This window comes from Stenotrophomonas maltophilia group sp. LNF247, assembly GCF_054083135.1.
The window spans coordinates 144,957-171,578 of record NZ_JBSRQL010000001.1 but is presented as its reverse complement, the minus strand read 5'-3'; the positions used below and the strand labels follow the sequence as shown (position 1 = coordinate 171,578).

27 protein-coding genes are annotated in these 26,622 nt (G+C 67.1%); 13 read left to right on the top strand and 14 right to left on the bottom strand.

Annotation, left to right across the window (positions count from 1 at the left end; all coding sequences use genetic code 11):
• The first annotated feature begins 47 nt into the window (after positions 1 to 47).
• Complete coding sequence (locus tag ACTXG9_RS00775; RefSeq protein ID WP_206621585.1) at positions 48 to 899, top strand: hypothetical protein; 852 nt, start codon at positions 48 to 50, stop codon at positions 897 to 899.
• Positions 900 to 954: 55 nt separating this feature from the next.
• Here the strand turns inward: ACTXG9_RS00775 and ACTXG9_RS00770 are convergent, their stop codons facing one another.
• Positions 955 to 1,380 (bottom strand): organic hydroperoxide resistance protein, encoded by a 426-nt coding sequence (locus ACTXG9_RS00770; protein ID WP_180832489.1) that lies wholly within the window; start codon positions 1,378 to 1,380, stop codon positions 955 to 957.
• Between the two features lie 248 nt (positions 1,381 to 1,628).
• Between ACTXG9_RS00770 and pip the strand changes: the two genes are divergently transcribed.
• The 8 genes from pip (at position 1,629) to ACTXG9_RS00730 (ending at position 9,701) form a co-directional block, all read left to right on the top strand.
• On the top strand, positions 1,629 to 2,576 hold the full coding sequence (pip, locus tag ACTXG9_RS00765; RefSeq protein ID WP_180832491.1) for a prolyl aminopeptidase: 948 nt from the start codon (positions 1,629 to 1,631) through the stop codon (positions 2,574 to 2,576).
• Between the two features lie 206 nt (positions 2,577 to 2,782).
• Entirely contained in the window at positions 2,783 to 3,082 is a 300-nt protein-coding gene (locus ACTXG9_RS00760; protein WP_021202331.1) for an EF-hand domain-containing protein, read from the top strand.
• Between the two features lie 291 nt (positions 3,083 to 3,373).
• Complete coding sequence (locus ACTXG9_RS00755; RefSeq protein ID WP_005413574.1) at positions 3,374 to 3,673, top strand: hypothetical protein; 300 nt, start codon at positions 3,374 to 3,376, stop codon at positions 3,671 to 3,673.
• A gap of 63 nt (positions 3,674 to 3,736) precedes the next feature.
• Positions 3,737 to 6,496, top strand: coding sequence for a magnesium-translocating P-type ATPase (gene mgtA, locus ACTXG9_RS00750; RefSeq protein ID WP_456115473.1), 2,760 nt, complete (start codon positions 3,737 to 3,739; stop codon positions 6,494 to 6,496).
• A 30-nt stretch (positions 6,497 to 6,526) separates the two neighbouring features.
• The gene (locus ACTXG9_RS00745) at positions 6,527 to 7,264 is read left to right on the top strand and encodes an MgtC/SapB family protein (RefSeq protein WP_021202328.1); all 738 of its coding nucleotides are present in this window, start codon (positions 6,527 to 6,529) and stop codon (positions 7,262 to 7,264) included.
• A 235-nt stretch (positions 7,265 to 7,499) separates the two neighbouring features.
• Positions 7,500 to 8,555: a sensor histidine kinase gene (locus ACTXG9_RS00740; RefSeq protein ID WP_019659806.1), complete on the top strand. Its 1,056-nt coding sequence runs from the start codon at positions 7,500 to 7,502 to the stop codon at positions 8,553 to 8,555.
• Positions 8,548 to 9,189: a response regulator transcription factor gene (locus ACTXG9_RS00735; RefSeq protein ID WP_021202327.1), complete on the top strand. Its 642-nt coding sequence runs from the start codon at positions 8,548 to 8,550 to the stop codon at positions 9,187 to 9,189. The genes ACTXG9_RS00740 and ACTXG9_RS00735 overlap by 8 nt, the downstream gene beginning before the upstream one ends.
• Entirely contained in the window at positions 9,186 to 9,701 is a 516-nt protein-coding gene (locus ACTXG9_RS00730; protein WP_206621581.1) for a DUF1697 domain-containing protein, read from the top strand. Before ACTXG9_RS00735 ends, ACTXG9_RS00730 begins: the two co-directional genes overlap by 4 nt.
• Positions 9,702 to 9,802: 101 nt before the next feature.
• Here the strand turns inward: ACTXG9_RS00730 and ACTXG9_RS00725 are convergent, their stop codons facing one another.
• Positions 9,803 to 10,975, bottom strand: coding sequence for a low temperature requirement protein A (locus ACTXG9_RS00725; RefSeq protein WP_171953039.1), 1,173 nt, complete (start codon positions 10,973 to 10,975; stop codon positions 9,803 to 9,805).
• A gap of 9 nt (positions 10,976 to 10,984) precedes the next feature.
• The gene (locus ACTXG9_RS00720) at positions 10,985 to 11,251 is read right to left on the bottom strand and encodes a hypothetical protein (RefSeq protein WP_021202324.1); all 267 of its coding nucleotides are present in this window, start codon (positions 11,249 to 11,251) and stop codon (positions 10,985 to 10,987) included.
• A gap of 203 nt (positions 11,252 to 11,454) precedes the next feature.
• Between ACTXG9_RS00720 and blaL1 the strand changes: the two genes are divergently transcribed.
• Positions 11,455 to 12,324 (top strand): L1 family subclass B3 metallo-beta-lactamase, encoded by an 870-nt coding sequence (gene blaL1, locus ACTXG9_RS00715; RefSeq protein WP_111101896.1) that lies wholly within the window; start codon positions 11,455 to 11,457, stop codon positions 12,322 to 12,324.
• 116 nt (positions 12,325 to 12,440) lie between these two features.
• On the opposite strand, the gene ACTXG9_RS00710 is transcribed toward blaL1, so the two are convergent.
• Positions 12,441 to 12,977: a DUF411 domain-containing protein gene (locus ACTXG9_RS00710; protein ID WP_019659812.1), complete on the bottom strand. Its 537-nt coding sequence runs from the start codon at positions 12,975 to 12,977 to the stop codon at positions 12,441 to 12,443.
• Between the two features lie 632 nt (positions 12,978 to 13,609).
• Between ACTXG9_RS00710 and ACTXG9_RS00705 the strand changes: the two genes are divergently transcribed.
• Positions 13,610 to 14,626, top strand: a complete 1,017-nt coding sequence (locus tag ACTXG9_RS00705) for a DUF4034 domain-containing protein (protein ID WP_021202322.1) — start codon at positions 13,610 to 13,612, stop codon at positions 14,624 to 14,626.
• An 848-nt stretch (positions 14,627 to 15,474) separates the two neighbouring features.
• On the opposite strand, the gene ACTXG9_RS00700 is transcribed toward ACTXG9_RS00705, so the two are convergent.
• Positions 15,475 to 16,926 carry a molybdopterin-dependent oxidoreductase gene (locus ACTXG9_RS00700; protein WP_457654771.1) on the bottom strand — a complete coding sequence of 484 codons (1,452 nt, stop codon included), beginning with the start codon at positions 16,924 to 16,926 and terminating at the stop codon, positions 15,475 to 15,477.
• A 244-nt stretch (positions 16,927 to 17,170) separates the two neighbouring features.
• On the opposite strand from ACTXG9_RS00700, the gene fdhD reads away from it, so the two are divergent.
• Complete coding sequence (fdhD, locus tag ACTXG9_RS00695; RefSeq protein ID WP_206621578.1) at positions 17,171 to 18,019, top strand: formate dehydrogenase accessory sulfurtransferase FdhD; 849 nt, start codon at positions 17,171 to 17,173, stop codon at positions 18,017 to 18,019.
• 39 nt (positions 18,020 to 18,058) lie between these two features.
• Here the strand turns inward: fdhD and ACTXG9_RS00690 are convergent, their stop codons facing one another.
• The gene (locus ACTXG9_RS00690; RefSeq protein ID WP_019659816.1) at positions 18,059 to 18,595 is read right to left on the bottom strand and encodes a carboxymuconolactone decarboxylase family protein; all 537 of its coding nucleotides are present in this window, start codon (positions 18,593 to 18,595) and stop codon (positions 18,059 to 18,061) included.
• Between the two features lie 106 nt (positions 18,596 to 18,701).
• Between ACTXG9_RS00690 and ACTXG9_RS00685 the strand changes: the two genes are divergently transcribed.
• Positions 18,702 to 19,598, top strand: a complete 897-nt coding sequence (locus tag ACTXG9_RS00685; protein ID WP_206621577.1) for an AraC family transcriptional regulator — start codon at positions 18,702 to 18,704, stop codon at positions 19,596 to 19,598.
• 332 nt (positions 19,599 to 19,930) lie between these two features.
• Here the strand turns inward: ACTXG9_RS00685 and ACTXG9_RS00680 are convergent, their stop codons facing one another.
• The 8 genes from ACTXG9_RS00680 to ACTXG9_RS00645 form a co-directional block, all read right to left on the bottom strand.
• Positions 19,931 to 20,494, bottom strand: coding sequence for a TetR/AcrR family transcriptional regulator (locus ACTXG9_RS00680; RefSeq protein WP_019659818.1), 564 nt, complete (start codon positions 20,492 to 20,494; stop codon positions 19,931 to 19,933).
• 4 nt (positions 20,495 to 20,498) lie between these two features.
• Positions 20,499 to 22,031, bottom strand: a complete 1,533-nt coding sequence (locus ACTXG9_RS00675) for an MFS transporter (RefSeq protein ID WP_456115472.1) — start codon at positions 22,029 to 22,031, stop codon at positions 20,499 to 20,501.
• 181 nt (positions 22,032 to 22,212) lie between these two features.
• A complete protein-coding gene (locus ACTXG9_RS00670) occupies positions 22,213 to 22,959 on the bottom strand; it encodes a hypothetical protein (RefSeq protein WP_111098513.1) in 747 nt (248 codons plus the stop codon).
• Positions 22,959 to 23,579, bottom strand: a complete 621-nt coding sequence (locus ACTXG9_RS00665) for a DUF3299 domain-containing protein (RefSeq protein WP_206621575.1) — start codon at positions 23,577 to 23,579, stop codon at positions 22,959 to 22,961. The genes ACTXG9_RS00670 and ACTXG9_RS00665 overlap by 1 nt, the downstream gene beginning before the upstream one ends.
• Positions 23,569 to 24,120 (bottom strand): DUF3299 domain-containing protein, encoded by a 552-nt coding sequence (locus ACTXG9_RS00660; protein WP_021202315.1) that lies wholly within the window; start codon positions 24,118 to 24,120, stop codon positions 23,569 to 23,571. The genes ACTXG9_RS00665 and ACTXG9_RS00660 overlap by 11 nt, the downstream gene beginning before the upstream one ends.
• 2 nt (positions 24,121 to 24,122) lie before the next feature.
• On the bottom strand, positions 24,123 to 25,376 hold the full coding sequence (locus ACTXG9_RS00655; RefSeq protein ID WP_010485431.1) for an ABC transporter permease: 1,254 nt from the start codon (positions 25,374 to 25,376) through the stop codon (positions 24,123 to 24,125).
• Positions 25,369 to 26,064, bottom strand: a complete 696-nt coding sequence (locus ACTXG9_RS00650; RefSeq protein ID WP_021202314.1) for an ATP-binding cassette domain-containing protein — start codon at positions 26,062 to 26,064, stop codon at positions 25,369 to 25,371. Before ACTXG9_RS00650 ends, ACTXG9_RS00655 begins: the two co-directional genes overlap by 8 nt.
• Positions 26,061 to 26,594, bottom strand: a complete 534-nt coding sequence (locus ACTXG9_RS00645; RefSeq protein ID WP_111101886.1) for a ZrgA family zinc uptake protein — start codon at positions 26,592 to 26,594, stop codon at positions 26,061 to 26,063. The genes ACTXG9_RS00650 and ACTXG9_RS00645 overlap by 4 nt, the downstream gene beginning before the upstream one ends.
• Positions 26,595 to 26,622: the final 28 nt, after the last annotated feature.

The window sequence follows — 26,622 nt, the reverse complement described above, 5'->3', positions numbered from 1 at the left end:
TGGCGACGTTGCCGAAGCTGGGTTCCTCTGTGAAGAAGGGCCACGCAATGACGTCACGACGACTGGGAGAACTGCTGTGGGCGCTGCGCCTGATCGGCCACCATGCCGGGCTGGAAGCGGGCTGCGCGGCGGCAGCCGTGCTGCCGCTGCGGGTGCACGCCCGGCTGGCGGAGTGCGCTTTCCGGCAGTTCGGGCCCTGGCTGTGCAGGCAGCGCCTGAACCGCACGCGGCACGCCCTGCTCCGCCTGGGCTGCCCCCCCGAACATGCTGCCAACCTGGCCCCGCACGTGCTCGCACGAGACTGGCTGCGCCGTGTCACCCGCAAGCGGCTGCATGCACTGCCTTTCGATGCACAACAGCAGTGGCTGCGCGGCATGCTCTGGCGTGATCCGCAGGCGCTGTGGGCCGCCGCCGGCGGGCGGCGCCGCGTGGTCTGCCTGCTGCCCAGTGGTGACCCGGAGCTGGCGATGGCTGCCCTGCTCGATCGCCCCGGCGCGCCCGCACACTACTTCCTCAACAGCCCCCATCGCGAGAACTCGCCGCCACATCGCGCGTTGAAGCAGCTGCAGCGCCGCGGCCACAGGCTGGACATCGGCCAGCCAGGCCAACACGGACGCGCATGGCGTCAGCTTCGACAAGGCGCGACCGTGCTGACCGTGCTGGGCCCGGAGCTGCTGGTGGCATCGTCGCCGGAACCGGCGCCGATCCGCCTGGCACGCCTGGCCGGGGTGCCGCTGATGCTGCTCGGACATCGCCAGGAGACGTCCGACGTCGGCACTGTGCACGTGCTGCGCGAATTTGCCCCGCACGAACTGCACGCCGGCACGCATGCCCTCCAGAGCGTGGCGCGCGCCTTCCTGGCCGATGCGCCGCACGACTGGCCGGATCTGGACCGGTAAAATGCAACGGCCGCAGCGTTGCCACTGCGGCCGCGGCTGCCCTTGAGCCGTGGCGTCAGGCCAGGATCAGAGCGACATTGATGTTGTTGCGGGTGGCGTGCGAATAGGGGCACACCACGTGTGCCTTGCGCACCAGGTCGTCGGCCACTTCACGGTTGACGCCCGGCAGCGATACGGTCAGGGCGACGTCGATGGCAAAGCCGGTGCTGACCGCGCCGATGCCCACGCGGCCGGTGACTGCCGCAGTGTCCGGAAGGGCCACGTGTTCCTGCCCGGCCACATAGCGCAGTGCGCCCAGGAAGCAGGCCGAATAGCCGGCGGCGAACAGCTGCTCCGGGTTGGTACCCGTGCCACCGGTACCACCCAGCTCCTTCGGCGTGGACAGCACGATGTCGAGCGACCTGTCAGACGACGTGGCATGACCCTCGCGGCCGCCGATAGCGGTGGCCTGGGCGGTGTAAAGGATCGATTCAATGCTCATGGAAGCTCCAATCAGAAAGGGTGGTCAGGTGCCCGCACATGCGGCACCCCTGCATCCTGTAGGGTGATACCCGGCACTTCCATCGGACAGCGACGATTGCCAATGCGTGGTGCGTCGACCTGCAATGGCCGTAGAGACAGCACGCATTGCTCATCCCGGATGGATGGCCTGGCAAAGAACACGCGTCAGCCCGTGCCGTGCCCCTTGCTGCAGCGCTATGCTGCCCGAAGTCCCTGAAGGCACCTGCCATGCGCTCTCTCTACCCCGCCATCGAGCCCTACCGCCAGTTCACCCTGCAGGTGAGCGATCTGCACACGCTGCACATCGAAGAGTGCGGCACGCCGGAGGGAATCCCGGTGGTGTACCTGCACGGTGGCCCGGGCGCTGGCATTTCACCCACCCATCGCCGCTTCTTCGACCCGGCGCGCTACCGCATCGTGCTGATCGACCAGCGTGGCAGCGGCCGCTCCACGCCGTTTGGCGAACTGCGCGACAACACCACGCAGGACCTGGTGGCCGACATCGAGAAGGTGCGCGAGCACCTCGGCATCGAGCGTTGGTTGGTCTACGGCGGCTCCTGGGGTTCGACGCTGTCGCTGGCCTATGCACAGGCACATCCCGAGCGCGCCACGGGCCTGATCGTGCGTGGTGTGTTCCTCGGTCGTGAGATCGAGAACCGCTGGTTCGCCGAGGCCGATGGCGGTGCGCGCTGGATCTTCCCGGAGCGCTGGGACCGCTATGAGGCTTATATCCCGGAAGCCGAGCGTGGCGACATGATCGCGGCCTACTGGACGCGCATGGATGGCCCGGATCAGTCAACCCGCATCGAAGCCGCGCAGGCCTGGTTGGGCTGGGAAGACAACGCCGCCACCCTGCAGCACGACGTGGATGCGCAATCCACCGATGATCCGCTGGATACGCTGGCCAAGGCTCGTATTGAAGCGCACTACTTCCGCAACGGCATCTTCCTGGAGCCCGACCAGCTGCTGCGCAACATCAATCGCATCCGCCATCTGCCCTGCGTGATCGTGCAGGGGCGCTACGACATCATCTGCCCGCCGCGCAGCGCCTGGGATCTGGCCAAGGCGTGGCCGGAAGCCCGGCTGGAGATGGTGACCTCCGGCCACAGCGCGAACGAGCCGGCCACGGTGGATGCGCTGGTGCGGGCGACGGACGCCTTTGCCGACCGTTTCTGAGCAGATGGTAGTGCCGGCCGCTGGCCGGCATGCCACCGTTCGAGGGTTGCGTCGACTCCGCGCAATCGCTGCTGCGCGGCCCGGTGAATGGCGGCCCACCGGCAACGGCCCACGGCCCCATTCTTCGCAGCCCGCTTACAGCCCCGCGCAGAAGATCCGGCGGTGACCACCGCACCGGTGGTTCGCCCTTTCCTCAGGAGCACACCATGACCGGTTATCGCTGCCTTCCCATCGCTCTCTCGCTATGTGGGGGCCTGCTGCTGGGCGCCTGTTCCAATCCCCAGGAGGCCAGCAAGGCCACCGCCGCCGAGGACGTGACAGAAGTAAGGCTCATCCCTGCCTACGAATCGCTGGACAAGGACAAGGACGGCATCGTCACGCTGGCCGAGGTGGATGCCGTGGCACCGGACTGGGCCGAACGACTGCACGCCTGCGACACCGACCGCAACAAGACGCTGAGCCGCGGCGAGTACGACGTGTGCAAGCAGACCAGCGCTTCGCATTGATCCATCATTGAGCCCTCGACTGGCGCTGCGCATGCCGGCTATACCAAGGTATAGCCGGGCTAACCCACGAGCCTCTAGGCCTGCCCCATTCAGGGGCGGACAATAGCGCCACTGGCCAGGGCAACCCTGGCTGGCACCCTCCCCTCATGGAGACGCAGATGGACCCCGACCCTGCCGGGTGCGCCGCGCCCCGGATGACCGCTTGTTGCCTGTTCCTGGCGCCTGCCCGCCGGTCCCTGCCTGCCTGAGTGACGGGGGACCGCCAGGCGCCGCCTGTCTGGAGATCGCCCCATGTCCTACAAGATCCTCTACATCACCCTGCGCCGCCTGATCGGCGAGCGCGATGTCGCCGCCCTGCGCAGCCAGCTGCTGCAGCACGGCCCCGTGATGTTCGCCCGTTCGCTGTCACTCGGTTCGCCGCGCGTGGTGGCCGACGCGCTGTCGCTGCTGCCGATCAGCGAGCGCATCACCGTGCTGCGCCACCTGCCCTATCCCCTGCGCGATGCAATGAAGCCGCTGTGCATCGGCGGCAGCCAGCGCCTGCACATGCAGCCGTGGTCGCCGGCAGTGCTGGCGATGCGCCACGCCTGATCTGCCTCACTCATTCCGTTCGTGTCCCGGCTGCGGCCGGCTCTGACATTCGAGGAGCGTCCCATGAGCCTGCTCAATGCCTGGTTCAACGCCTTCCTGCGCAGCCGTCGCGCAGGCAACCTGTTCCGCCGCCGCGCGATGCCCGAAGCCGGGTTTGGCCCGGGCAGCGCCGAAGCGGCGCCGTTCGCGCTCACCACCGGCCTGGTCACCCTTGCCCAGCAGGATGAAACCCAGCTGCTGACCACCTTGGAATCGCATGCCGATGGCCTCAGCCCGCATGAGGCCGAGGAGCGACTGGCCACGCTCGGCCCCAACGAGGTGGATCACGAAAAGCCGCTGCCGTGGTGGCGCCATCTGTGGCAGTGCTACCGCAATCCGTTCAACCTGCTGCTGACCGTGCTGGCGGCGGTGTCCTGGCTGACCGAGGACATCAAGGCGACGATCGTGATTGGCGCGATGGTGCTGTTGTCGACGCTGATCCGCTTCGTGCAGGAAGGTCGCTCGAACCGCGCCGCCGAGCGACTGAAGGCATTGGTCGGCAATACCGCACGCGTGCTGCGCCGCAATCCGGGCACCGAGGCTGCGGATGTGGCCGACCAGTACTTCGGCGCGCACCTGCACAGCCGGCGCCCGGCGCGCCTGCTGGACCTGCCGATCCGCGAACTGGTGCCCGGTGACCACATCGTGCTGTCGGCCGGCGACATGATTCCGGCCGATTGCCGCGTGCTGACCGCCAAGGACCTGTTCGTGGCGCAGGCGGCGATGACCGGCGAATCGCTGCCGGTGGAAAAGTTCGCATACCCCGGCGATGGCCTGGCTGGCCTGCTGGAACAGCACAACCTGCTGTTCATGGGCACCAACGTGGTGTCCGGCACCGCCGCTGCCGTGGTGCTGGCCACCGGCAACCGCACCTATTTCGGCACGCTGGCCCTGCGCAGCACGGCCACCGACCGTGCACCGACCGCGTTCCAGGCCGGCGTCAACAGTGTCAGCTGGCTGCTGATCCGCTTCGCGCTGGTGATGGTGCCGTTCGTGCTGCTGATCAACGGCTGGACCAAGGGCGACTGGACCGACGCATTCCTGTTCGCGCTGTCGGTGGCGGTGGGCCTGACGCCGGAAATGCTGCCGATGATCGTTACCTCCACCCTGGCCAAGGGTGCGGTGCTGCTGTCGCGGCGCAAGGTGATCGTCAAGCGCCTGGATGCCATCCAGAACTTCGGCGCGATGGAAGTGCTGTGCACCGACAAGACCGGCACCCTCACCCAGGACAGGATCGCGCTGGAGCGTCATACCGATGTGTTCGGCCAGGATTCGGAAGACGTGCTGAAGTTCGCCTATCTCAACAGCCACTTCCAGACCGGGCTGATCAACCTGCTGGACCGTGCAGTGCTGGAGCACGTGGAGCTGCAAAGCTCGCTGCGGCTGTCGCAGGACTACCACAAGGTGGATGAGATCCCGTTCGACTTCGAGCGCCGCCGCATGTCGGTGGTGGTGTCCGAGCGCGAGGACCATCATGAGCTGATCTGCAAGGGCGCGGTGGAGGAGATGCTGGCGGTGTGCAGCACCGTGCGCGAGAACGGCCAGGACATGCCGCTGGATGAACATCGCCTGGCCCGCGTGCGGCAGACCACCGAAGAGCTGAACGAACAGGGCCTGCGCGTGGTGGCGGTGGCGATGAAGGAGACCGCCGCGAGCCAGACCACCTATTCGCAGGCCGACGAATGTAGCCTGACCCTGGTCGGCTACGTCGCCTTCCTGGACCCGCCGAAGGAATCGGCAGCGCAGGCGCTGCAGGCGCTGGCTGCGCATGGCGTGGAGGTCAAGGTGTTCACCGGCGACAACGAACTGGTGACCGCCCGCGTCTGCGCGCAGGTGGGGCTGGACGCCGATACCATCCTGACCGGTCCGCAGATCGAGCGCATGGATGACGGCGCGTTGTCGCGGGCACTGCACCACCACCGCGTGTTCGCGCGGCTGACGCCGCTGCACAAGGAACGGCTGGTACGCGAGCTGCGCGCCAAGGGCAAGGTGGTCGGCTTCCTCGGTGACGGCATCAACGATGCCCCGGCACTGCGTGCGGCCGATATCGGCATCAGCGTGGACAGTGCAGTGGACATCGCCAAGGAGGCGGCTGACATCATCCTGCTGGAAAAGAACCTGATGGTGCTGGAGGAAGGTGTCATCCAGGGCCGGCGCACGTTCAACAACATGCTGAAGTACATCCGCATGACCGCCAGCTCCAACTTCGGCAACGTGTTCTCGGTGCTGGTGGCCTCGGCCTTCCTGCCGTTCCTGCCGATGCTGCCGCTGCAGCTGCTGGTGCAGAATCTGCTGTACGACATCTCGCAGATCGCCATTCCTTTCGACAACGTGGATGAGGAACTGGTACGCAAGCCGCTGAAGTGGAACCCGGCGGACATCGGCCGCTTCATGGTGTTCTTCGGGCCGATCAGCTCGCTCTTCGACCTGACCTGTTTCGCGCTGATGTGGTACGTGTTCGATGCGCGCACCGCCGGCGACCAGAGCCTGTTCCAGTCCGGCTGGTTCGTGGTCGGCCTGCTGACCCAGACCCTGATCGTGCACATGATCCGTACGCCGAAGGTACCGTTCCTGCAGAGCATCGCCGCGCCGCCACTGCTGCTGATGACCGGCCTGATCATGGCCATCGGCGTGGCTCTGCCAATGAGCCCGCTGGCCGGTTACTTCAAGCTGCAGGCGCTGCCGGCTGGCTACTGGCCGTTCCTGGTGGCGATCCTGTTCGGCTATGCGGTGCTGACCACCGCGCTGAAGAAGTTCTACATCCGCCGGTACGGCTGGCAGTAAACGCCCGCCGCTTGTCCAGGGAGAAACACAATGGACATCAATCCCAACCTGCCGGCCTTCAACGCCGGCGCGACCTTGAGCTCGCTGATCAGCCTGTCGGTGGCGTTCGTGCTGGGCACGGTCATCGGCCTGGAGCGGCAGCTGCGCCAGCGCACCGCAGGCCTGCGCACCAACACGCTGGTGGCGGTGGGCGCGGCAGTCTTCGTCGATCTGGCGGTGCGCTTCCATGACCTGTACGGTGGTCCACCCTCGCCGCTGCATGTGGTGGCCTATGTGATCTCCGGCGTCGGCTTCCTCGGCGCCGGTGCGATCATGAAGGACGGCGCCCAGGTGTCCGGCCTGAACACCGCCGCCACCCTGTGGGGCTCGGCGGCGGTGGGTGCGTGTGCCGGCATCAAGCTGCTGCCCGAAGCGGTGCTGGCGGCAGTGTTCGTGCTGGCCGCCAACACCCTGCTGCGGCCGGTGGTGAACCGCATCCAGCGGCAGCCGCTGCCGGAAGCGTTCAGCGAGGCGACCTATGCGATCAACGTGGTCTGCCAGCGCGAGCAGCAGGCCGAGGTACTGGACCGGCTGTTGCTGCTACTTGAGCAGGCGCAGTACCCGGTGCGCGCGGTGGACCAGCGGCCATTCGGCGAGCGTGACGTGGAGATCGAAGCGGTGCTGTATGCCACCACGGTGGATGCCGGTGAGCTCGATGCCGTGCTGGCCACGCTGGCGACCACGCCCGGTGTGCTGCAGGGCTTCTGGAACGCCAGCCTTGAGGAGTAGTGCCGGCCGCCGGCCGGCAACCCCATGATCCCCGGACGCACCGCGCATCGCTTTGGTGGGTGCCGACCGTTGGTCGGCACAAACCCTCATCGCCCCCGCCATTCACTTGCTGTGCCGACCAACGGTCGGCACCTACCAGGAGTCGGCACCCACCGCACGAGAGCACGCCGACCAAGGTCGGCATCCAACGGTGATGGCTTTGCTATCCTTTTCCCCCACGCAAGGGAGCTCCCCGATGCCATCGCTGTCGCCCCGCCGCCCGCTGGTGCTGCTGGCCCTGATCGTCGTGATGGCGGCGATCTTCCTGATCGACACCGTCACCGATTATGCGGTTGCCGCGGCCTGCTTCTATGCAGCGGTCATCCTTGCGGCGTCGCGCGTGCTGGGCGCGCGCGGGCTGATCACCCTGGCCATCGCCTGCATCGCGCTGACCGGGTTGAGCTTCTTCCTGACCCGCTTCGGCACCTACCGCATCGGCCTGGTCAACTCGGTGATCGGCATGCTGGTGATCGGCATCACCACCTATCTCGCTCTGAACATGGAAGCGGCCAAGGCCGCAGTGCAGGAAGCGCAGGGCCGCCTGCTGCGGGTGGCACGCGCGTCCACCGTGGGCGAGCTCACCACCTCCATCGCCCATGAAGTCAACCAGCCACTGGCCGCAATCGCCAGCAGCGCCGAAGCCTGCCAGCGCTGGCTGGCGCAGGACCCGCCGAACGTGGACAAGGCCCGGCAGACCGTGGCCCGCATCCTCGCCGACGCGCACCGCGCCGGTGACGTGATCGCCCGCATCCGCGGCCTGACCCAGGGCGCGGCACCGGAACGACGCGCCTTCGACCTGAACCAGGCGGTGGAGGAAATGCTGGCGCTGTCGCGCAGCGAACTGAACCGGCATGGCGTGGCCGTAGCCCTGCTGCTGGACCCCGACCTGCCACAGGTACACGCCGACCGCGTGCAGGTGCAGCAGGTGATCGGCAACCTGATCCTCAATGCAGTGGATGCAATGGAAGCCATACCCGCAGGCGACCGGCGTCTGTCGCTGCTGACCCGGCGCGACGGCCAGCGTGTCAGCCTCAGCGTACGCGACCGTGGCGTCGGCCTGCCCGCCGACCATCCCGAACGCGTCTTCGATGCGTTCTGGACCACCAAGTCACACGGGCTGGGCCTGGGCCTCAGCCTGAGCCGTTCGATGATCGAAGCCAACGACGGCCAGATCCGCGCCGAACGGCCGGCAGGCGGCGGTGCCTGCTTCGTGTTCGACCTGCCCATCGTCACGGATGCCCAACATGCGTAGGCCCGCTACCCCTGCCGTCGATCCGGCACCCATCGTGTATGTGGTCGACGACGATCCGTCGGTGCGCGCGGCGCTGGAAGACCTGCTGGCATCGATGGGCTTGCGGGTGCACGCCTTTGCATCGACCCAGGCGTTCCTTGAACACGACCTGGTAGACGCACCGGCCTGCCTGGTGCTGGACGTGCGCATGCCCGGCCAGAGCGGCCTGGAATTCCACCGCACGATGGGCAACCATGGGTTGCGGCTGCCGGTGGTGTTCATCACCGGCCACGGCGACATCGCCATGGGTGTCAACGCAATCAAGGACGGCGCCATCGAATTCCTGACCAAGCCCTTCCGTGACCAGGAGCTGCTCGATGCCATCCACAGGGGCATCGAGATCGACCGCCAGCGCCGCCGCGACGGCGACGTGCTGGGCGCCCTGCAGCAGCGCTGGGATTCATTGAGCGCGGGCGAGCGCGAGGTGGTCGATGGCGTGGTGCGCGGCCGCCTCAACAAGCAGATCGCCGCTGACCTCGGGGTCAGCGAGATCACGGTCAAGGTGCGTCGTGCGCAGGTGATGCGCAAGATGGGCGCGCGCACCCTGGTTGACCTGGTACGCATGTACGACCGCCTGCAGGCGGGGACGCCATGAACGCCTACGTCGCCTTGCTGCGCGCGGTCAACGTCGGCGGCACCGGCAAGCTGCCGATGCGCGAACTGGTGGAGATGTGCGAGGACGCAGGCTTCGCCGATGTCCGCACCTACATCGCCAGCGGCAACGTGGTGTTCCGCACCTCGCTCGACGAGGCGGGCGTGCGCCAGGCCCTCGGCGAGCGGCTCAAGGTCTATGCTGGCAAGCCGGTGGGCGTGCTGGTGCGCTCGGCCAACGAGATCGCCGGCGTGGTGGCGCGCAATCCGTTTCCGCAGGCCGCCGGTAACCGTGTGGTGGCATTGTTCCTCGATGCCAGCCTCCCCGCCGATCCCTTGGACGGCGTGACCGGCCGGCGTGACGAACAGCTCGCACTCGGCACGCGCGAGATCTTCGTTCATTACGGTGCTGGCATGGCCGACTCGCGCCTGCGGATGCCCTATGCCCAGCAAGGCACTGCCCGCAACATGAACACGGTGGGCAAGCTTGCCGCGATGGTCGCCGCGTTGGCCTAGCCTGCCAGCATTTCTTGTGCAGCGGTGCTGAAGTCGAGTGTCAGTTGACTGCTCGGCGCTTGCGCTCGATGGCGGCTGGAGCGCTTTGCTGACGCAACGGATCACGCCCGCTGCAGGCGACGCTTCAACCGCGTATCCATCAACCCCACGGCCAGCAGCACCGCACTGGTCAGCCAACCGGCGGCCAGCAGATGGCTGTGCGGCAAGACCACGCCCAACACGACCAGCGCCATGGCACCGAACAGATGCGAATACGGGGCGCGCCCGTACACAACGCGCTTGTAGAGGGCGCTGCCAAGCAGGTAGATCAACGGCCCGGCGGCCAGCACCGCTGCATACACCGGCGTCACCGCCGCTTCCGGGTGATCCATCACCAGGTCGTTGCCCACCGCGGTGGCGATGATGCCGGCGATCAGCAATGCATGCACATAATGGAAGTTGGCCCCCATCCGTCCGGGGTCTTCCGCGTGGGTGATGGCCTCTGTGGCATCGTGGCTGGAGATGCCGAAGTACAGCCACCACATGGCAATCGTGCCGGCGAAGGTGGCCAGCACCGCCGATACCACTTCAAGGTCCCAGTGCTCGACGTCGCTGAGCACACCCCCGGTGGCCAGCAACGTCTCACCCAGTGCGACGATGACGAACAGCTGGCAGCGTTCGGCCAGGTGCCCCCCCTCAATGGTCCAGTCGCGAGTGTGCGAACGACCCATGCCCGGGAACGCGAAGCCAAACATCGGCGAGATGTATTCGCAGGCCACCGCCATCGCCCACAGTGCCAGCCGCAGGTGGCCCTCGGCCGCCGCGCCGGCCAGCCAGAAGCAGGCCGACACGCTGACCCAGGCCAGCATGCGGCGGAAGTTCGGAGCCAACGGATGGTTGCGGCCGACCTCCAGCAACACGAACGCGGTGCGTCCGACCTGCATCGTGGCGTACGCCCCGGCGAAGATCCACGCACGATCGGCGAATGCCTCGGGAATGGACGAGGACATCAACAACGCCAGCAGCATGGTGGCGAACATCAGGCCCCGGATGCGCGGCGCCTCCGGGTCGAACCAGTTGCTGACCCAGCACGCGTATTGCCAGCCGAGCCAGACCGCGAACCACAGCACCAGGGTCTGCAGCACGCCGGCCAGGTCCAGGTGATGCAGCAGATGGTGGCTGAGCTGGGTGACCGCGAACACGTAGACCAGGTCGAAGAACAGTTCTTCGTAGGTCACGCGGGCATGATGGCCATCGCGGTGGCGCAGCGCGGGCAGGCGCAGTCGGGTACTCATGCAACTCCTTCAGCGCGCCAGGCGCCAGTACAGGAAACCGGCCAGCAGCGACGGCACGGCGAACACCAGCAGCAGGATCGGCAGCTCTTCGCGTACTGCGTAACCGGCCCTGCTGACCCCCACCCACATGTTGGCCACGGCCACCAGAAGCCAGGTGGCGATGAAGGCGATCAGCGCCGTGGGCAGCTGCGAGGTGCCCACGCTCCAGAGGCGGCCAAACAGCAGGAACACCCCTAGCAGGAGCACGCCACCCAGCATCACCATGAGCACATGCATGGTCCACCTCCTTGAGACTGAAAGCAGGCTAGCCCCGGCCGATTCTGCGCTCCAGCCTGTGGAGATGGATTCACAATCCACAGCAAGCGAACAATCCCTGCATCGACTGCGGCGGAGCTTATCGCAGCCATGAATTATTCGCGAAACGGCCCGCCCAGGGTACGTGCTAGCTTCATCGGCCCCAGTCCAGACACCTTTCTGCCATGCGCCTCTGCCTGACTACCCTCGCCCTGGCTGCCACGCTTGCCTTTGATGTCACTGCCGCCGACGAACCGCTGCCCCAGCTCCGGGCCTACACGGTGGACAGTTCATGGCTGCAGCCGATGGCACCGCTGCAGATTGCCGACCACACCTGGCAGATCGGCACCGAGGACCTGACCGCGCTACTGGTGCAGACCGCCGACGGTGCGGTGCTGCTTGACGGCGGCATGCCGCAGATGGCCGGTCACCTGCTGGACAACATGAAGCTGCGCGGCGTGGCCCCGCAGGACCTGCGATTGGTCCTGCTCAGCCATGCGCACGCCGACCACGCCGGCCCGGTCGCCGAGCTCAAGCGTCGCACCGGCGCGCATGTGGCGGCCAATGCAGAAACGGCGGTGCTGCTGGCGCGCGGTGGCAGCAACGACCTGCACTTTGGCGACAGCATCACCTTTCCGCCGGTCAGCACCGACCGCATCATCATGGATGGCGAGGTGGTCAACGTGGGCGGCATCGCGTTCACCGCGCACTTCATGCCGGGACACACCCCGGGCAGCACTGCCTGGACCTGGACCGATACCCGCGATGGCAAGCCGGTGCGCATCGCCTATGCCGACAGCCTGAGCGCGCCGGGCTACCAGCTCCAGGGCAACGCCCGCTATCCCCGCCTGGTCCAGGACTACCGACGTAGCTTCGCCATGGTGCGCGGCCTGCCCTGCGACCTGTTGCTGACTCCGCATCCGGGCGCCGGCAACTGGAACTATGCTGCTGGCAGCAACGCCAGCGAGAAGGTACTGAGCTGCAAAGCCTACGCGGATGCGGCCGAGAAGAAGTTCGACGCCCAGTTGGCCAAGGAAACGGCCACGGCACGCTGATCCTGTAGAGCCGAGCCCATGCTCGGCTTGCCGGCCAAACACAGCCGAGCATAGGCTCGGCTCTACACAAGACGCGTCGGAGAGTGCCGGTCAGGACGACCGGCACCCTCCGTCCATCAGCCGCCCTGACCGTGCTGGGCAAACGGCTCGGTGCTGCCGTCGGTGCGCACCAGCTCGACGGTGTACGGCTGCACGTAGCCGTCCGGCATTTCCATGCCCGGCGAACCGGCTGGCATGCCGGGCAGCACCAGCCCGCGCGCGGCCGGGCGTTCGGCCAGCAGGCGCTTGATGTCCTCGGCCGGGATGTGACCCTCGACCACGTAACCGCCGATCTCGGCGGTATGGCAGGAGGCCTTGCCGACCGGCACGCCCAGGCGGACCTTGATTGGATTCATGTCATCGGTGTCGCGCACATCGACCTGGAAGCCGGCGGCCTTCAGGTGGTCGACCCAGATGCCGCAGCAACCGCAGCTGGCGGTCTTGTGCACGATGGCGACCGGCAAGGCTGGATCGATCTTGGCCGGGCTGGCCTGGGCCGGTGCCGGTGCTTCGCTGGCGACCGGTGCCGCGGAGGATTCTTCGGCGGCACGAGCGCAGGCGGTCGTGGCCAGCACGGTGCCCAGCAGCAGGCCGAGGGAAAGAGTACGGTTCATTGAGTGATTCCTTTGCAGAGGCGGGCAAAGCGGCCCGCCACCCACGCATTGAAGGCGCAGGTAGCGTTGAGAGAAAGTCGAACAGTCATGGCAGGCGCTTGAGGCCTGCAGGAATTCACGCGATGGGGGGACGCAACGGATCCGGCATCAACGGGGGCGCGCGTTGCTGGCTACTGGCTGGAGCGGGCGCCTCGCGCCAAAGGGAGGCTGGTGTCCCGTTCAGCGTTGCCAACATGCCCAAGCACGCCGGCGGGCATTCGCACTGGCCACTCTGGCAAGCCGCCGGACCTGCATCATCGCAACACCCCGCCGAAGCTATCCCGGCCGAGTGCGGTGCCACGCAATGGTCCTGGCTGGCCGGACCGCTGTAGGAAGACGCGGCGAGCGCCAGCGCCGGTGCATTCAGCACCAGGGCAACAAGCAGCATCCATCGCAGCAGCAGGCCAGGCAGGTTCACCCGCCGATGATAGCCGATGCACAACTGCACAGCATGGGGTGGCAGCGCCCACGCCCGCCTGGCAGCCACGCTGCCGACTTGCGCGACGGCCCCTGCTATGGCGAGATGGCGATCGTGGCCCACTGCCTTGCCATGCCCCTGTCCCTGACACGGAGTTTCTCCCATGAATGGATTCATGCGAACACTGCTTGTGATGCTGTTGTTGTCGTGCGCGACCATCGCCCACGCCGGTGCATCCGGTGAAGATGAAGCAAGCGAACGCGCCGAAGTCTCCCGGCAGGCAAAGCAACTGCTGGAGAAGCAGGATTTCGCCAGACTGGAGCAACTCGCCAGTCGTTACCGGGATACGGATCGCTACTTCAGCAGCGGTGTCTGGAAGCTCTCGGCGTACTACGTTGGCATCGGCTATGCCTTCAGCATGAGCAACCGTGACCCGGCCTACTGGCAGGGTCGCGAGAAACTCGTGCAGGCATGGATCTCGCGCTACCCCAGGTCGCCGTCGGCGCGCCTGGCCATGGCTGAGATGCTCAGCCGCCAAGGCTGGAGCATCCGCGGCCCCGGCTATGCAAATACGGTGAAGGAAGAGGACTGGGCACCGTTCAAGGCGCTGCAGCAGCAGGCCGTTGACTACCTGCTGAAGTACAAGGACATCGCCAGCACGGACCCGTACTGGTACGAGTCGATGGAACACCGGGCGATCGAACAGAGTTGGGATGCAGACCGCTTCTTCGCATTGCATGACGAAGGCATCGCGCGCTATCCGGGCTACTTCCCGCTCTACTTTGCTGCCGTGCGCTATTTCGCTCCGAAGTGGGGCGGCGATCCGGCTGGCCTGGAAGCCTATGCACGCAGGGTCATGGCTGCGGCCCCACCGCAGGACCAATACATGCTGTACGCCCGTATCTACTGGGTCGCCTCGCAGCGGGAGTACGAGGACCGTTTGTTCACCGAGTCGAAAGTGAACTGGCCGACCATGAAACGCGGCTTCGAAGACGTGCTGTCACGTTATCCCTCGCCATGGAACCTGCAATCATTCGCCTACTTCGCCTGCCAGGCCAATGATCCCGTCAAGGCCCGTGAACTGCTGGCACAGATCCAGGAACCGATCGTGGGCGCCTGGCGGGATAGCGCCAACTATTTCCGTTGCTCCTTTGCGCTGGATGAACCCAATCCACATGCCGGAAGCCCATAGGACTGGATTGATCCACTGCTAGGTGACCGCCGGCATCGCCCGCATCCGCACCGGGATCGACTTGGCTGCGGGGGTGCCGCTGATCCGGTCGTGGTAATCCAGCGGCAGCAACGGGTTCAGTTCGGGGTAGTAGCCGGCCAGCGCGCCGCGCGGCATCGGGTAATCGAGCACGGTCAAGCCTTCGATGCGTCGCTGCACGCCATCACTGCTGATCGTCTCCAGGCTGACCAGCGCCTCCTTCCGCAGCCCGCGCGCCAGCCGGTCCTCGATGTTCATGAACAGCACCATGCGATCGTTGTACACGCCGCGATAGCGATCGTTGTAGCTGTAGATGGTGGTGTTGTACTGATCGTGCGAGCGTACGGTGGCCAGCCGCAGCATGTCGGGGTCGTGAACCGGATCATCCACGTCCAGGCCAGGCATCACCAGGATGTTGGCCTTGCCATTGGGCGTGGGCCAGACGCGGCGACGCGGCGGGATATCCAGATGGAAGCCGTGCGGCTGCTGGATGCGCTGGTTGAAGCCGGTGTAGATCTCCGGGTACACGGCCGCGATCAACTCACGGATGTGTGCGTAGTCGTGCATGCAGCCTGCCCAGTCGACCCTGCTGCGTGGCAGCGTGGCCATCGCCATGCGACAGACGATCTCGACCTCGGGCAACACATCGGGGCTGACCGGCTCGAGTACGCCCCGCGAGGCGGTCACATTGGACATCGCGTCTTCAATGGTGATGAACTGCTCGCCGGCCGGCGTGACGATGCGCTCCGAGCGCGCCACCACCGGCAGGATCAGCGCATCGCGGCCATGAACAAGATGCCCACGGTTGAGCTTGGTAGCGATGCCCACGGTCAGGTCCAGGCCGCGCATTGCCTCGTACGCGCGCGGTGTATCAGGCACCGCATGAATGAAGTTGCCACCCAGGCCGATGAACACCTTGGCACTGCCATCCAGCATCGCCTCGATCGACTCGACCACGTGATGGCCATGCTCGCGCGGCGGGTCGAAGCCGAATACCTGCTGCACGCGGTCCAGGTAGGCCGGCTTCGGCTTTTCATCGATGCCGACAGTGCGGTCGCCCTGCACATTGGAATGGCCCCGGATCGGCCCGATGCCAGCACCGGGCTTGCCGAAGTTGCCACGCAGCAACAGCAGGTTGGCGACTGCTTCAGCAGGCGCGAGCCGTACTGGTGCTGGGTCAGCCCCATGCCGTAGCAGATCACGGTGGCATTGGAGCGGATGTAGATCTCCGCACAGCGACGGATCTGCGCCTGCGAAATGCCGGACACCTGCACGATCTGATCCCAGTCCTGCGCCATCACGTCGTCGCGCAGCGGCTCCAGGCCCACCGTGTGCTCTGACAGGAAATCGTGGTCGAGCACGCGCTCGCCCTGCGCCTCGCGCTCGAACATCACCTTCATCATGCCCTTGATCAGGGCCAGGTCGCCGCCGATGCGGATGTGCACGAACTCGCTGCTGATCTCTGTCGAACCGAACGTGGCCATCTGCACCACGTCCTGCGGTTCTGCGAAGCGGATCAGCGCGCGCTCGGGCATCGGGTTGACCGCCACGATCGGAATGCCGCGTTTGCGTGCCTCCACCAGGTTGCTCATCATCCGCGGCGAATTGGTGCCGGTGTTCTGGCCAATCACGAAGATGGCCTCGGCGTGATCGAAATCCTGCAGCACGATGGTGCCCTTGCCCACCCCGATGGCCGGCGGCAGCCCGCGGCTGGTCGGCTCGTGGCACATGTTCGAGCAGTCCGGGAAATTATTGGTGCCGAACTCGCGCACGAAGATCGAATACAGGAACGCCGCTTCGTTGGGCGTGCGCCCGGAGGTGTAGAACTCGGCCTGGTGAGGACTGTCCAGTGCCCGCAGGTGACGGCCGATCAGTGCGAAGGCATCGTCCCAGCTGCACGGCACATAGTGATCGGTCGCAGCGTCGTAGCGCATCGGCTCTGTCAGCCGCCCCTGCATCTCCAGCCAGTAGTCGGTCTGCGCCATCAGCTCGGTCACGGTGTGCCGGGCGAACAGCTCACGACCGGCACGGAACTGCGTGGCTTCCCAGGCCAGTGCCTTCGCGCCGTTCTCGCAGAACTCCAGCTTCCTGCGTTCGTCGGCATCGGGGAACGCACAGCTGGGGCACTTGAAGCCACCGGGCTGGTTCATCGCCAGCAGCGCCTTCGACCCCTTGCCGATGACACTCTGCTGCAGCAGCACCTTGGCCGTGGCACCAGCGGCACCCCAGCCTCCGGCCGGCTGGTTGTAGGGCTTGTAGCGCGGCGGTTTCTGCTCGGACATGTTCGGGAACCTGGCGGAAGGAACGCAACAACGAACGGCACAACGCGGTCCGGCGGTGCATTCAGTGGCACGACCAGCCGCACAGTCAAGCACGGCCCGCGGCGCTTCGCCAGAGGGCACAGGCTGTTTTCAGCACAACCTGCCATGGCAACGGTTACAGCCGAGTCTGCGCGCGACCACTGCGCTATCCTCGAAACCGCAGGCGGTGGCCCGCCCGCGTTTCTCCCCTGTCCGGACGCGCTGCATGCCTGATTCGATCCCGCTGCACACCCCGCCTGCCGGCACCGCCCAACGCCCGTTGCAGCGCTGGCGCGGCGGCACGCAACAGCAGCAGGTCGACGTGGTGGCCGAGGAAGTGCCGGTGGCGCTGCGCTACAACGATGCCGCCTTTGCCGTGATGATGGCCACACCCTGTGATCTGGAGGACTTCGCACTCGGATTTTCGCTCAGCGAAGGCCTGATCAGTGCGCCCTCGCAGCTGCTGTCGATCGATATCCACCCACAGCTGGAAGGCATCGAGCTGCAGATGACCGTGGACGAGGCTGCGCCCGGCGCAAACCTCGACCCCGACAAGGGGCGCCTGCTGCCCGGCCGTGGTGGCTGTGGCCTGTGCGGCACGCGCCAGCTGGAAGAAGTGCTGCGCCCACTGCCGCAGATCCGCGAGCGCCGCAGCTATTCCGCCACCGCCCTGCAGCGGGCGTTGGCCAGCCTGGCGCAGCGCCAGCCGATGAATGCGGCAAGCGGCTCGATCCACGCCGCGGCCTGGGCCGACGCCAGTGGGCGCATCGGCTGGGTACGCGAGGACGTGGGCCGCCACAATGCACTGGACAAGCTGATCGGTGCCCTGCACCACAATGAACACGCCATCGAAGGCGGCCTGCTGGTGATTTCCAGCCGGGCCAGCTACGAGATGGTCAGCAAGGCAGTGCGCGCCGGCGCCAGCGTGCTGGCGGCGGTGTCCGCGCCGACCGCGCTGGCGATCGATCTGGCCCGCAGCGCCGGCCTGTGCCTGGTCGGGTTCGCGCGGGAAAGCGGGTTCAATGTGTATACCCATCCGGAGCGGCTGCAGGCGCACGACGGCCACGCCCGCTGAGGATGGCCGGGAGCACTGCGTCCCCCGGCCCGGTACACCTCAGCGCAGCGCGACCTTCGGGAAGTCCACCGGCACGTCGAACGCCACGTTGACGTAGTTGGTGAACAGGTTGAGCGCCACATGCGCGAGGATCTCGACGACCTGCTCATCATCGAAGCCAGCCGCGCGCAGCGCCTGCACGTCGCCGTCGGCGATCTGCGCACGCTGCTCGACCACCTTCAACGCGAAGTCGAGCGCCGCCGCAGTGGCCGGGTCGCTGGACTGGCCGATCTGCGCGGCAGCCATCTGCTCGCTGCTGGCGCCGGCCTTGCGGCCCAATGCCGTGTGCGCGGCCAGGCAGTACTCGCAGGCGTTGCGGTTGGCGATGGCCACGGCGATCTGCTCGCCCAGCAGCGGCGACAGGCGACCGCCGCCCAGCGCGCCGAACGAACCCCACATGCTCTGCAGGGCAGCCGGCGAGTTGGCCACGGCGCGGAACATGGCCGGGGTGGCGCCGAAGGCAGCGTGGACCTGGCCCAGCAGGGCCTGGCGGTCGGCGGTGGTGTTGGCGGCATCGATCAGGGGGACACGGGACATGGTGGATCTCCTTGGGAAAGCGCCCGGGATTGGACGACCCGCCCATCCTAGGTAGACTCCCTGGACGTAACATCCTCAATGCGCCACATATGTTGTCCATACGTCCATGAGCATGCGCGCCGCCACCCCTGCGCCAGATCGACTCTCCTCCCTGCTGGAACGCTTCCGGGTGCAGGCGGCCCTGTTCCACAGTGGCCCGCTGTGCGGGCAGCATGTCTTCGAGCCGCAGCCCGGTCGTGCGTTCCTGCACATCCTGCGCCAGGGTGAGATGGAAGTCCGTCATCCTGGGGGCGATAGCACGCTGCCCCGGTTGAAGATCGATACACCCAGCCTCCTGCTGTATCCGCAGCCGCTGCACCATGTGTTCTTCAACGCTCCGCTGGACGGCCCGGATTTCACCTGTGCCACGCTGGATTTCGATGGTGGCGCGCGCAATCCGATCGTGCAGTCACTGCCACCGGTGATGGTGGTGCCGCTGGCCGCGATCACCGAACTGGATGACACCCTGCAGCTGCTGTTCGCCGAAGCCGATCGCCAGCGCTGCGGGTCACGGCTGCTGACCAACCGCCTGTTCGAGGTGGCGCTGATCCAGATCCTGCGCTGGGTGATCGACCACCCGGATGCAGCCGGCGTCAGCCACGGGTTGATGCGGGGGCTGTCCGATGCGCGGCTGGCACGCGCGCTGGTGGCGATGCACCAGGCACCGCAGGACGAATGGACGCTGCCGCGCATGGCCGCGACCGCCAGCATGTCGCGCAGCGCGTTCGCGGCCGTGTTCAAGGACGTGATGGAGGCAACGCCAGCCAGCTACCTGCTGGACTGGCGGCTGAGCCTGGCCTGCGCGCAGCTGCGGGCAGGCGTGGCGGTCAAGCAGGTGGCGATCGAGGTGGGGTTTGCCGATACCGCCTCGCTGTCGAAGGCGTTCCGCAAGCGATTGGGGGTATCGCCGAGGGCGTGGCTGGCCGCGAGCGCCGCGCAGGCTGGGCAGACGCGCGAGCGGTAGAGTCGACTGTCAGTCGACTAGCGCGCGAAGCGCGGGGTTTTCGTTGTCTGACCGAAGGGCAGTCGACTGACAGTCGACTCTGCCGAAGCGCATTTTGGTGGCCTGACCGAAGGGCAGCCGACCAGCGGTCGGCTCTACCACGAGCGATGTCTGCGCGCCGGCGGGCCGCTCAACTGGACGTTCCGTCATTCTCGCTGTCGAAGGCGTTCCGCAAGCGGCTCGGGGCCAGGCTGGGCAGACGCGCGAGCAGTAGAGTCGACTGTCAGTCGACTAGCGCGCGAAGCGCGGGGTTTTCGTTGTCTGACCGAAGGGCAGTCGACTGACAGTCGACTCTACAAGTGCGGTGATCCGTCAGACTTCGCCAACAGCCCGGCGATGCGCTCGGCAACACGGGCGCGCACGCCTGCATCCAGCTGGCCTTGGTACATCGCCTCGTAGATCCACAGGCCATCGGCGGCCAGCCGCGCCACGAAATTGTCGAGCGCTGCGCTGTCTTCCGCTGTACCCGCCTCCGGCGGCAGCGGTGCCCAGCGACGCACCGCCGGTCCCCACGGGCGCTCTTCGGCGTCCGGGTCGGCCGATTCGAGCATGAACATCAGCTCGGCACGGGTGGCGCTCTGGGCAGACACGCGCACGAAGGTCTGGTAACGCTCCAACGCAGTGGCCTGCTCGGCGGTCTTGCCCAGCAATGCTTCCATCGACGTCTCCCAGGCCTGTACCAGGTGTTCGTCGATCCCCCGCAGCAGCGCCTCGCGCGACGGGAAGTGGTACAGCAGGCCACCACGTGTCAGCTGGGCCTCGGCCGCCACCGACTCGAAGGTCACCGCGCGCACGCCGTCACGATTGATCACGTTGACGGCGGCGTCGAGGATGCGATCGCGCTTGCTGGTTCTCATCGCTTCATTTTACGCGATCGGCCGCGCCCTCGCGGCTGCCGACGCGGCCGCGCAGCAGGCGCGCGATGATCGCCGCACCCAGCGCCAGCATCGCCATGATCACCAGCAGCACGATCTGGTAGCCACGGTCATACGCGGCCGCAGCCAGTGCGAACCACTCGCCCTGCCCGCTCTCGCACGCGGCATGCAGCGCCTGGGTGAAACCCTCGCGGGCAAGCGCCGGCATATCGGCCGAGACCGGCAGGAACGCGCTGTACATTGCGGCACTCAGGCTGCCCAGCATCGCCACCGCCAGCAGGCCACCGAACTCATAGGACACTTCTTCCACCGACGAGGCCATGCCCGCACGGTGCGCCGGCACGTTGTTGAGGATGGCGGTGGACGCCACCGAGATGGCCGAACCCATACCGAAGCCGGTGATGGCCATGCCAGCCACCACCCAACCAAGGCCGTGCGGGAAGCCGAAGGCCACCACGCCGACGCCCAGCGCACCCGCAGCCAGGCCGCCACAGATCAGCGGGCGCAGGCCCACCCGGTGCAGGATGCTGCCGCCCAGCAGCGCACTGGGCAGGCTGCCCAGCGCCGCCACCGACACCAGCAGGCCCGCCTGCAGCGGCGTAAAGCCTGCCACCAGCTGGAAGCGCTGGGTGGTGACCAGCTGCAGGCCGGCCATCGCGAACAGGGTGAACACCGCCGACAGCGTGCCAGCCAGGAACGCCGGATTGCGAAAGATCGCGAAGTCCAGCAGCGGGTACGGCAACTGCTGCTGGCGGCGTGCGAACGCCGTACCGCTGATGACGGCCAACAGCAGCGCGCCTGCACCCAGCGCATACGACGGCGGCGTAGCGATCAGCGACTTGATCGCCAGCACCAGGCCCGACAGTGCAGCCAGAGCCAGCAGCGACGAAACCAGGTCCCATGGCCGCGAGGTGTCGCGCTGGCCTTCCGGTGCCAGCAGCAGCGTGGCCACGAAGGCGACCACCACCACCGGCACGTTGATCAGGAACACCGAGCCCCACCAGAAGTGCCGCAGCAGCCAGCCGCCAATGATCGGGCCGAGCGCCGCACCGACGATGGCCACCGAACCCCAGATCGCGATGGCGATGTTGCGTTCGCGCTCTTCGTGGAAGCTCAGGCCGATCAGCGCCAGCGTGGCCGGCATCATCGCGGCCGCGCCGACCGCCAGGAACGCGCGTGCGGCAATCAGCTGCGCTGCGGTGTCGGCGAACGCCGCCGCCAGCGAGGCCACGCCGAACACCACCAGGCCGATCAGGAACATGCGGCGGTGGCCGATGCGGTCGCCCAGCGTACCCGCACCCAGCAGCAGGCCGGCCATCACCAGCGGATAGGCGTTGATGATCCACAGCGCCTGGCCGGCACTGGCCGAGAGTTCTTCGGTCAGCGTGGGCAGTGCGGTGTAGAGCACGGAGTTGTCGAGCGTGACCAGCAGCAGGCCGGCGGCGACGGTGAACAGCAGTGCCCAGCGACGGGCACGCGACAGGGCCGGAGCACCGGCCAGGGGCTGGGACAAAGCCATGGGAGAACCTGGTGGGGTGGAATACGGCCATAACTATACCGGATGTCCTGTATAGTTATGACCTTCAAAGCCCACCGATTCAGCTTTTGTAGAGGCGGGCTTGCTCGACTGCGCCGCCAGCCAGGCATGGCCTGGCTCTACTGAAGCGGGCCAGGGGTGGCCTGGCACTGTGGGTGGACGCTCACCGGCAGTCTTCGGGCAGCACGGCAACCGCCGACACCACCGCGCTCTGCATGCCCTGCCCCACGGCGGCGTCCAGCTCGCCGCCGATGCCACCGTGCTGGCGCCGCAGTTCGTCCTCGCACAGGCCGCGCACCCGCGCACGGGCATTCGCGCGCAGGCTGCTGCACCGCCAATCGGTACCGCCCAATGGCAACACCGAATACACCACGCTGTTGCAGGCATTGCCGGCACGCTGCTGCAACGGCAGTCCACCAAAATCCCGCGGTTCGCTGCTGCGCTGCGGGTCGAAGTAGCTGTCCGGAAACGTGCGCGCATACTGTTCGATGTCCACGGCCATGCTGCGCCCACCGGCCAACGGCATCTGCAGCGGCTGGCCGCATGGCGTCGCATCGGCGCGATGCTGGATGTACTGGTAGATCGGTCGGTCCAGCGCTGGATCCTGCTGGGTCACCGCACTCACCGCCGCCAGCACCGGCAGTGACGCACGATTGGCCATGCGCGCCAGCAGCCCGGCCTGCGCCGGCTGGCAGCGGTCGCGCAGGGTCGCCGCGAGCAGGAACAGCACGTCGTTGCGGAACGCGGGGTCATCACCCAGGCGCTGTTCGATGCGCTGGCTGGCATCGGACGCCGGTGCCGGAAACGCGACCGCCGGCGGCGCGGTGGGTGCGCGCTGCCGCTGCCACCACACCAGCAGCACAACTGCGCCCAGCAGCACCCCGGCAGCCATGATCCGGCGCCGGCGCATCAGTTGTGGATCGCCGTCAGCGTGGCTGCCGCGGCATCGTAGGACGCGCTGGCGATGTCCGCGTCGAAACGCTTCACCTGCAGGCGGCCGGCAAGCCGGTACGGATCCCACAGATCGCCCAGCGCGATCGGCGTCGCCAGGGTCACGTGGATGATCTGGTTGGGTGGCGGCGGCGGCACGTGGATGCAGGCCCCGTAGAACGGCACGAACAGCAGTTCATCGACCAGGCCGGCATCGTTGGTGCCGAGCGGTACCACGTAACCATCCAGATCCACCACGCGACCATCGACAGCGTCGACCACGCGCGAAGAGCCGAACTGCTTGGCCCGGTCCGGGCTGGAATGGTCGATCTCCTGCCCCGGCGGCGTGCCTGAGCCGGTGTCGTCGATCAGCCCGCCCACGCCGTCCATGCCACCGCGTGACAGGCCGATCTGCGGCGGCGGGCGCTGGTAGGTCACTTCGTCGGGCCGCAACGCGTCCCAGCGGTCGATGGGGGCTTCGGCCGTGGCGGAGGGCGCCGGTTTGTCCTGCGGCGTGACCACCACGGCGTCGCCGCCCGGCGCCGTACAGCCTGCCAACCCGACGCACCCCAGTACCAGCAGCAGGCAACTACGGTTCATAGGGCCTCAACTGTGCGTCACGCATGGTGTAGGCCGAACCGGCCAGATCGTCGTCCAACCGTTCGGCGCGCAGGGTGCCGGCCAGGAAGAACGGCGAGTACATGTCGGGCATCTCGATCGGGCGCGGCAGCACCACGTGCACGATCTGGTTCGGTGGTGGTGGTGGCACGTGGATGCAGGCGCCGTAGTACGGCACGAACAGGAATTCGGTCAGCCGCCCGTCCTGCGCGTTGGCCAGCGGTACCACGTAGCCCGGCAGGCGCACCGGTCGCTGCAGCACCGTCTCCACCGTACGGAACGTACCGAACTGCGGCATGCGCCGGTTGCCGCTGTGCTCGACCTCCGGGCCCTCGCCCCGCTCCAGCGCGGCCAGTTCGTCCTTGGGCATCATCTGCAACCAGTCCAGCTCCTGCTCCACAGCGCCTGCAGGCTCATCGCGGTCGACGACCGGCGAGGGTGGCAAGGCCTGTACGCCGGTATCCACCGGCCGCTCACAGGCGGCCAGCGCCAGCACCATTGCCGCTACCCGCATCCATCGCATGCTCAGCCTCCCGGTGAAAGGCCATCGGCCAAGGTGCGCCGGTAAGCGAGCAACGCCGGGACCAGCCCGGCTACGGCGCTGATCAGCAGCACGCCCGCAGCCCATGCCAGTTCACGGCCATCCGGCCAGACATGGGTGATCGACAGACCGAAGGTGGCCAGTACCCAGCCGCGCCCGGCAATGCTGGCGACCACCAGCAGCGACAGGGCCAGCACGCTGGCCACCGCACTGGTCGCCACCGCTTCCACCACGAGCAGGCCAGCGATGTAGCCCGGTCGCGCGCCGGTGGCACGCAGGATGGCCATCTCGCGCCGCCGCTCCTGCAGGGTGGAGACCAGCAGCGCCACCAGCGAGACCATGCCCAGCAGCACCACCATTGCACTGATCAGCTGCAGGGCTCGCTCGGCGGTGCCCAGCGACTGCCACAGCTGCTGCAGGGTCACGCCGGGCAGGATCGCCAGCATCGCCTCGTCCGGATACTCGTTGATCCTGCGCTGTACCGAGAACGTGGCGATGCGCGAGTTCAGGCCGAGCATGAAGGCGGTGATGCTGGTCGGGGTCAGGTCCAGGTGGCGCGCCTGCTCGGCGCTGACGCTCTGGCTGCGCAGCTGCACGCCCGATCGCCAGTCAACATGGATCGCCTCGATGGCCGGCAGCGAGACCAGCAGCGACGAATCCACCGGCGTGCCGGTGCGCTGCAGGATGCCGGCAACGCGGAACGGCTTGTCGGCATGCGTGGCCAGCGTGACCGCGCCGGTGCCGTGCGCCAGCACGATCTCGTCGCCGAGGCCGACCTTCTGCGCGCGAGCCACCTCCGCGCCGATCACCGCGTCATACAGATCATCGAAGGGCCGCCCCTGTGCAAAGGCCAGCGCGTGGCCGGAACCATAACGATAATGTTCAAAGTAGCCGCCAGTGGTACCCACTACCCGGTAGCCGCGCCAGGAATCGCCCAGCGACAACGGCACCGACCACTTCACCTGCGGCAATGCGGACAGCTCCTGGTAGGACTGCCAGGACACGTTGTTGGTCGGGTCGCCGATATGGAACACCGAATACAGCAGCAGGTTCACCGGTCCCGAACGCGCACCGACGATCAGATCGGTGCCCGATACGGTGCTGGCAAACCCCTCGTGCGCCTGCGTGCGTACACGCTCGACGCCCAGCAGCAGCACCACGCTGAGGGTGATGACCAGCACGGTCAGGCCCACGCTCAACGCGCGGCTGCGCAGGCTGGCCCAGGCAAGCTCAAGCATGGCCGGCACCTGCCTGGTTGATCTCGGACAGTGAAATGGTGCGGTCGAACAACGGCTGCAGGCTGTCGTCATGGCTGACCACCAGCACCGTGGTGCCGGCCGCCTGGCACTGCGCGGACATCAGCTGCAGGAAGGCGGTCGCCGCTTCGCGGTCGAGCGCCGAGGTAGGCTCATCGGCCAGCAGCAACATCGGACGGCCGATCAGGGCGCGCGCTGCCGCCACGCGTTGTTGCTGGCCAACACTGAGCGTACCCGCCCGCCGCTGCATCAGCTCAGGATTGAGCTGCAGGGCCTGCAGCAGGCGGGCGATCTCGGCATCCAGCGGCCCGCTGATGCGTGCGCTGCGCAGGCGCGAGAAGCGCAGGCCCAGCGCGATGTTGTCGCGCACGGTGAGGAACGGCAGCAGATTGAACTGCTGGAAGATCACGCCCAACTGGTCGGCACGGAAACGATCCCGCGCCGCACCCCCCATGTCCTGCAGTGCGTGGCCGGCCACCTCGACACGGCCCTTGCCGGGCAGCAGCACGCCCGCCAGCAGGCCCAGCAGGGTGCTTTTGCCGCCACCGCTGATTCCGCGCAGCAACACGCTGCTGCCCTGCTCGACCCACAACCGCGGGATGTCCAGCACCAGCCGCGTGCCGTAGCCGAACTGCACGTCTTCCAGCGAGATCACCGGTGCCGCGCTCACGGTGCCAGCACCACGCGCAGGTTGTCGGGCGTCAGCACACTGCGGTTCTGGCCATTGGCGGTTGCACTGTTGACGATGACTTCGTGCAGGCCCGGGAACAGCACGGGCAAGCGCACGACGATCGCCCGCAGCTCGGCAGGTTTGGCACAGTGGTACTGCAGCGTCGCGCTGAAACCTGCGTGCCGGTGCTGTCCCGGCGGCGGCGCGGCGGCCGTCGCGTCGAAGCCCTCCGCATCGGCTTTACTGGTGGCCAGACGGCAGCCCGCAGCGGTGGGCAGGGTGACCCAGCTGCCTCCCTTCAGCACTGTCGTAGCCCGTGCCAGCGCGGCCTGCTCGGCTGCATTGGCCGGCGGCCGCTCGTAATCGAGGATGCCGATGCCGGGGGCCTGAAGGGCGAATTCCAGGGTTTGCTGGTCAAGCGCAACCTCGACGGTCGCCTGGCCATGCACGTGCGGTGCGTGCTGGCGGATGTCATGGGCCTGTGCGGCGCTGGCAGCCAGCAGCAGGAATAGAACAGCAGGAAGCTTCATGGGGGAGTCTCCAATTGTTACTATGTAA